The 6,361-nt window shown below is 70.1% G+C and carries 7 protein-coding genes and 1 pseudogene; 3 read left to right on the plus strand and 5 right to left on the minus strand.

Translation table 11 applies throughout. The annotated features are described in order from the left end of the window. Positions 1 to 315: pseudogene (locus A612_RS04310) on the minus strand (bifunctional riboflavin kinase/FAD synthetase); the annotation flags it as partial. Between the two features lie 123 nt (positions 316 to 438). Between A612_RS04310 and A612_RS04315 the strand changes: the two are divergent. Further along, the gene (locus tag A612_RS04315) at positions 439 to 996 is read left to right on the plus strand and encodes an HNH endonuclease (RefSeq protein WP_019373320.1); all 558 of its coding nucleotides are present in this window, start codon (positions 439 to 441) and stop codon (positions 994 to 996) included. Between the two features lie 62 nt (positions 997 to 1,058). Here A612_RS04315 and A612_RS04320 read toward each other — a convergent pair whose 3' ends face one another. The 3 genes from A612_RS04320 to A612_RS04330 form a co-directional block, all read right to left on the minus strand. Then, a complete protein-coding gene (locus tag A612_RS04320) occupies positions 1,059 to 2,174 on the minus strand; it encodes an acyl-CoA dehydrogenase family protein (RefSeq protein ID WP_019373321.1) in 1,116 nt (371 codons plus the stop codon). Positions 2,175 to 2,195: 21 nt separating this feature from the next. Further along, positions 2,196 to 3,377: an acyl-CoA dehydrogenase family protein gene (locus A612_RS04325; RefSeq protein WP_019373322.1), complete on the minus strand. Its 1,182-nt coding sequence runs from the start codon at positions 3,375 to 3,377 to the stop codon at positions 2,196 to 2,198. 80 nt (positions 3,378 to 3,457) lie between these two features. Beyond that, positions 3,458 to 4,156: a YceH family protein gene (locus A612_RS04330; protein WP_040436022.1), complete on the minus strand. Its 699-nt coding sequence runs from the start codon at positions 4,154 to 4,156 to the stop codon at positions 3,458 to 3,460. Positions 4,157 to 4,178: 22 nt separating this feature from the next. On the opposite strand from A612_RS04330, the gene purN reads away from it, so the two are divergent. After that, positions 4,179 to 4,799 (plus strand): phosphoribosylglycinamide formyltransferase, encoded by a 621-nt coding sequence (purN, locus tag A612_RS04335; RefSeq protein ID WP_019373324.1) that lies wholly within the window; start codon positions 4,179 to 4,181, stop codon positions 4,797 to 4,799. Between the two features lie 21 nt (positions 4,800 to 4,820). On the opposite strand, the gene A612_RS04340 is transcribed toward purN, so the two are convergent. Next, positions 4,821 to 5,375 (minus strand): hypothetical protein, encoded by a 555-nt coding sequence (locus A612_RS04340; protein WP_019373325.1) that lies wholly within the window; start codon positions 5,373 to 5,375, stop codon positions 4,821 to 4,823. Between the two features lie 159 nt (positions 5,376 to 5,534). On the opposite strand from A612_RS04340, the gene A612_RS04345 reads away from it, so the two are divergent. Beyond that, on the plus strand, positions 5,535 to 6,361 hold an 827-nt coding region (locus A612_RS04345), incomplete at its 3' end, for a hypothetical protein (RefSeq protein WP_019373326.1).

A 6,361-nucleotide genomic window follows, 5' to 3' on the forward strand; every position in this document is an offset into this window, starting at 1 on the left:
CAGGCTCGCCAGCCGCTGCCGGAAGGGCAGCACCACGGTCTGGTCCACGCCGCAGGCGGCCAGCTCGCCCAGCTTGTCGCGCAGGGTGCCGATGCGCGCGGGCGCGAGCTCCGGGCGCTGGTGCACGCGTGCGAAGTAGTCGCGCGGGTGCGGCTCGAAGGTCAGCACGCAGCTGGGCAGGCCGCGGCGCTGCGCCTCGCCGGCCAGCAGCGCCAGCATCGCCTGGTGGCCGCGGTGCACGCCATCGAAGTTGCCGATGGTCAGGGCGCAGTGGGGGGCGATGCCGGCGTGGTGGAGGCCGCGGAAGATCTTCATTGGCTTGCTTGTCTTTCGATAGCGAAATGCCCAGTCCCATCAAGCACTTGCGCAGGATTTTTCCCGGGGGAGTATATTGTGCGGGAAGGGATCATGGGCCGCCGTGCCCGCATGGAGGTTTCTGTGAAGGTCTTGAAGCTGTCGGCCCAGGGGCTGCCGCAGTCGTGGATCACGCTGGAGGAGGCGGTGACCCATTACGCCGCCGGAGACGTGCGCTGGGAGCTGGGCGCGCGCGTCGCGCTCTTTCGGGGTGGCCACAATGCGCTCACGGGCGTGCAGTCGCAGATCGCGGTCAGCAGCATCATCGGCACGCGCGGCGCGCCGAGCATCAACCTGTTCCAGCTCGAACCCAGCCTGACCAACGGCAAGCTTTTCGCCCGCGATCGCAACCTGTGCGCCTACTGCGGCCGCCAGCTGCACGAGCACGACCTGACGCGCGAGCACATCGTGCCGGTGGCGCGCGGGGGCGCGAACCACTGGATGAACGTGGTCACGGCCTGCCGCCCCTGCAACCACCGCAAGGGCCCGCGCACGCCCGAGCAGGCGCGCATGCCGCTGCTCTACACGCCGTACGTGCCCAGCCTGTGGGAAGACTTCATCCTGCGCAACCGCCGCATCCTGGCCGACCAGATGGAATTCCTGATGGCGCACGTGCCGAAGTCGTCGCGGCTGCTGAGCTGAGGCAGGAAAGGAAAACCGCGCCTTGCGCGGTTTCTGCGGTCTGGCAAGGGAACAGCCTATCCTCAGGCAAACACCCCCGCCGTCTCCTCCATCCGCGCGCTCACCTCACCCAGGTGGTGCAGCGTGTCGCCGAAGCACATCTCCAGCTGCGTCAGCGCCTTGAAGTAATGGCTGCCGGCGTATTCGTCGGTCACGCCGATGCCGCCGTGCAGCTGCACCGATTGCTGGCCGATGAAGCGCATGGACTGGCCCAGCTGCACCTTGGCGCGCGACAGGGCGCGGCGGCGCTCGGCGGGCGGCTCGCCCAGCTTCAGGCTGGCGTAATAGCTCATGGAGCGCGCCAGCTCCAGCTGCATCTTCATGTCGGCCACGCGGTGGCGCAGCGCCTGGAAGCTGGCGATCGGCACGCCGAACTGCTTGCGCTGGTTCATGTAGTCGACGGTGAGCGCAAGTGTCTGCTCCATGGCGCCCACGGCGTAGGCGCAGGTGGCGGCGATGCCCACGTCCACCGCCAGCTCCAGCGCCGCCAGGCCCTCCTGCGTGAGCAGCGTGGCCGGCGCACCGTCGAGCCGCAACTCGGCCGCGCGGCTGCCATCCGCCGTGCCGTAGCCTTGCGTACCGACGCCCGGGGCCTTGCGCTCGACGAGGAACAGGGCGATCTTCCCGTCCAGCAGCACGGGCACGAGAAAAGCGTCCGCCTCGTCCCCGGCCGGCACGAGGCTCTTGGCGCCCTTCAGCGCATGGCCCTCCGGGGTGGCCGTCGCCTGGGTGTCGCACACGTCCAGCCGGTAGCGGGCGCGCCGCTCCTGGTGGGCCAGGACGACCAGCGCCTCGCCGCTGGCGATGCGCGACAGCCAATCGGCCTGCACGGCCTCGGGCGCGCAGTCAGCGAGCACGCGCGCAGCGATGAAGGCCTGCGCCAGCGGCTCCAGCACGATGCCGCGGCCCAGTTCTTCCAGGGTCACCATGGCGTCCACCGCGCCCTGGCCCAGGCCACCGTGCGCCTCGGGCACCGTGAGGGCCGTCAGGCCCAGCTCGGCCAGTTCGTTCCAGGCGCTGCGGTCGAAGCCGCCCGCGGCGGCGATGGAGCGGCGGCGTTCGAAGCCATAACCCCTGTCCACCCAGCGGCGCACCGCCTCGCGCAGTTGCTGCTGGCCGTCGGAAAAGTCGAAATCCATGGGTCTTGTCTCCTGTTTCCTTCAGCCGAGCACCGTCTGCGCGACGATGTTGCGCTGCACCTCGTTGCTGCCGCCGTAGATGGTGGTCTTGCGCATGTTGAAATAGCTGGCCGCCAGCGGGGCGTTGGCGACCACGCCGCCGGGGAAGTCGCCCTGCCAGCCGGCGTCCATGGCCTCCTGGACGAAGGGCAGGGAGAAGGGCCCGGCCGCCAGCATCATCAGTTCGGTGTAGCGCTGCTGGATCTCGCTGCCGCGGATCTTCAGGAGGCCGGCGATGTCCAGCGGGTTCTTGCCGCTCTTCTCGGCCGAGAGCACGCGCAGCACCAGCATCTCCAGCGCCACGATGTCGACTTCCAGCAGCGCGATCTGGTCGCGAAAGCGCAGGTCGTCCCACACGCCCTCGGTCCTGGCGATGCGCTTGAGGCGTTCGAGCTCGCGCTTGGCGCGGTTCACGTCGGCGATGTTGGTGCGCTCGTGCGCGAGCAGGTGCTTGGCATAGGTCCAGCCCTTGTTCTCCTCGCCGATCAGCTGGTCGGCCGGCACCTCGACGTTGTCGAAAAAGACCTCGTTGACCTCGCACTCGCCGTCCAGCAGCTTGATGGGCCGCACGGTGACGCCGGGTGACTTCATGTCCAGCAGCAAAAACGAGATGCCGGTCTGCGGCTTGCCTTCGCTGCTGGTGCGCACCAGATTGAACATCCAGTCGCCGTGCTGGCCGAGCGTGGTCCAGGTCTTCTGGCCGTTGACGATGTACTTGTCGCCCACGCGCTCGGCGCGGGTCTTGAGGCTCGCCAGGTCGGAGCCCGCGCCCGGCTCGCTGTAGCCCTGGCTCCACCAGACCTCGCCGCTGGCGATGCCGGGCAGGAAACGCTCTTGCTGCTCGGGCGTGCCAAAGGCCATGATCACGGGCGCGACCATCACGGGGCCGAAGGGGACGATGCGCGGCGCGCCGGCCAGGGCGCATTCTTCTTCGAACAGGTGCTTTTGCACCGCGTTCCAGCCCGGGCCGCCGAACTCCTGGGGCCAGCCGTAGCCCAGCCAGCCCTTCTTGCCCAAAATCTTGGCCCAGCCCTGCATGTCTTCGCGGGTCAGGCGCAGGGCGTTGTGCACCTTGTGCGCGATCTCGCTGGGCAGGTGGCTGCGGACCCACTCGCGCACTTCGGCGCGGAAGTCCTGCTCTTCGGGGGTGAATGCGAGGTCCATGCGTCACGTCTCCTTTGCGGCAGGCGGTTTTAGCACGACCGTTCGCCCGCCTGCTGTCCGAGGTGCGACAGCGGCAGCCTTCAAGCGCCCGGGTCGGCCGATACGCCCAGCTGCTCGCACAGCCGCTCTACCGTGGCGCGCAGCCGCTCCACCTCGGCCTCCAGGGCCTGGACGCGCTGGGGCAGGGAATCGCCTGCATCGCCGTGGTGGTGGTCCGGCCTGCACGGGGCGGGGGGCGCGGCGGTGGCGGCCTCCACCGGCCCGCAGAGCAGGTGCGCCCAGCGGCTTTCACGCGCGCCGGGGGCCCGCGGGAGCAAGGTAACCAGCGGGCCGCCCCTGGCGTCGCTTCGCTCCGCGAGTTCGTCCAGGAACGCCTCCACCGACGAGATGTCCGCGAAGCGGTGCCAGCGCTCGGCGTGCAGGCGCAGCTCGCCGGCGGTCTGCGGCCCGCGCAGCATGAGCAGGGCGAGGAGGATGGCCGATTGTTCCGGCACCCCGACACCGCGTGGGAAGTTGTGTTCCCAGCGCGGCACGCGCGCGCCGCCGATCTCCACCACCAGCGCCCGGCTGCGCAGGCCGTCCAGGGCCTCCAGCACCTCGCCTTCCGCGAACTGCATGACGGGGTCGCGGCTGGTCTTCTGGTTGCAGCCGCTCAGCAGGCTGTTGAGGCTCAGCGGATAGCTGTCGGGGACGGTGCGCGCCTTCTCCAGCAGGGTGGCGAGCACGCGCGCCTCGGTCGAGGTCAGGGGCCGGGAGCGGCCATCGAACGGTGTGGACATGGCCGGAGGATAATCCGCAGCAATGAAGAACATCGTCATCCTGATCTCCGGCGGTGGCTCCAACATGGCAGCCATCGCGCGCACGGCCGAGCAGCAGGACTGGGCCGGGCGCCACGGCATCCGCATCGCGGCGGTGGTGAGCAACCGCCCGGATGCCGGCGGGCTGGCCCTGGCGCGCGAGCGGGGCATTCCCACGGCGGTGGTGGACCACAGGGCCTATCCCACGCGCGAAGCCTTCGATGCCGCGCTGGCCGAGGGGGTGGAGGCGCACGATCCGGCGCTGGTCGTGCTGGCGGGCTTCATGCGGATCCTGACGCCGGGCTTCGTGGAGCGCTTCGCAGGGCGCCTGCTGAACATTCACCCTTCGTTGCTGCCGGCTTTTCCGGGCCTGGACACGCACCAGCGCGCCATCGATGCGGGCTGCAAGGTGGCGGGCTGTACGGTGCACGAAGTGACGGCGGAACTGGACGTCGGCCCGATCCTGGAGCAGGCCGTGGTGGCGGTGCTGCCCTGCGACACGGCCGAGACGCTGGCGGCGCGGGTGCTGACGCAGGAGCACGAAATCTACCCGCGCGCCATCCTGGCGCACCTGCTGGGCCGGCGGCCGGTCTGCGACCAGGAGCGACAGGCGGGCAGCGCCTGAGCCCTCCTGACCTGCCTGCGCTCAGAGGGTGCGCATCACCTTGGCGCCGCTGCCTTCCAGCAGTTCGCGCGCACGCTGCGTCTGTTCGCTGTCCGTGGGGTGAACCACCAGCGCCCAGCGCCCCGCGCGCAGCGCCGAGCGCACCTGGGCAATGACGCGCACGTGGTCCGGGCGGATGGTGACCAGCCCGCCCAGCAGCAGTCCGAAGGTGGTGGCGAAGCCGACGATCGCGATGAAGGCGAGCAGCGGGCTGCTGGCCAGCATCGGGTGGCCGGTGCCCATCCAGTAGGCATACAGCAGCAGGCCCAAAACGAAGCCCGCGAAGCCGGCCACCAGGTGGGCGCGGAACGCGGTGTGGAAGATGCCCGACTGCTCGGGCTCCATCTTGCGGCCGAACAGGTCGGCGCGGTGGGTCTTCAGGTCGGCCTGGCTCAGCAGCCGCACCTGGGTGGGTTCCATTCCGGGCAGGCGCAGCACCTGGCCGACCATGGCCTCGGCGCTTGCCTTGTCGTCGTACAGTGCGACCACCTTGGTGAGCGATTTCTCGCCGAACATGCCTTGCAACAGATAGTCCATGGGGTGCTCCTTCCTTGTGGCTGGCGGCCTGGGTCTGGGATCCGGCCGCGACAGTGATGCGCCCAAGTTAACCAGCGCGGCGCGCCCCACCCGTAGGACGCCGTTGCGCCTTCCTGCCAGCGCCTGCCCGCCCCGGTCGCCGGGTGGGACAATTCCCCCATGCATCCCAAAGCCCTTCTGGACGCCTGCACCGAACTGGTGGCGCAGGTGCTGCGCTTCGAGCACCCGGCCGATGCCGTCGTGTCGCGCTACTTTCGCGAGCGCCGCCAGCTCGGCCCGCGCGAGCGCGCCTTGCTGGGCGATGCGGTCTATGTCGTACTGCGCAAAAAACTGCTGCTGGAGCAGCTGGCCCGCTCGGGCAGCGGGCCGCTGCACCGGCGCCTGGCCATCCTGGGGCTGGCTGCGGCATCGGCAGATGCCGACGACGACCCGGCCCGCAGCCGCGCGCGCGAGTCGCTGCGGGCCGCCCTGAGCCCGGCCGAGCTGCAGTGGCTGGCCGAGTGCGAAGCGGTGCCGCAGCAGGATTTGCTGGCGCCGCACCGGCACAACCTGCCGCAGTGGCTGGCCGAGGCGCTGCGCGCGCAGCTGGACGAGCCGGATTTCTGGCAGCTGGCCGAGGCCCTCGGGCAGCCCGCACCGCTGGACCTGCGCGTCAACGTGCTCAAGGCCCGGCGCGAGCAGGTCCTCGGAGAGCTGGAGCAGGCCGGCATCCAGGCGCAGCCCACGCCCTATTCCCCCTGGGGCCTGCGCGTGGGCGGCAAGCCCTCGCTGGCGCGGCTGCCGGCGTTTGTCAATGGCACCGTCGAAGTACAGGACGAAGGCTCGCAGCTGCTGGCGCTGCTGCTGGATGCGCGGCGCGGCGAAATGGTGGCGGATTTTTGCGCCGGCGCCGGCGGCAAGACCCTGGCCATCGGTGCGGCCATGCGCGGCACGGGCCGGCTGTATGCCTTCGACGTGTCGGCGCATCGGCTCGAAGGCCTCAAGCC

This window comes from Melaminivora alkalimesophila, from assembly GCF_000282995.1.
Lineage (GTDB): Bacteria > Pseudomonadota > Gammaproteobacteria > Burkholderiales > Burkholderiaceae_C > Melaminivora > Melaminivora alkalimesophila.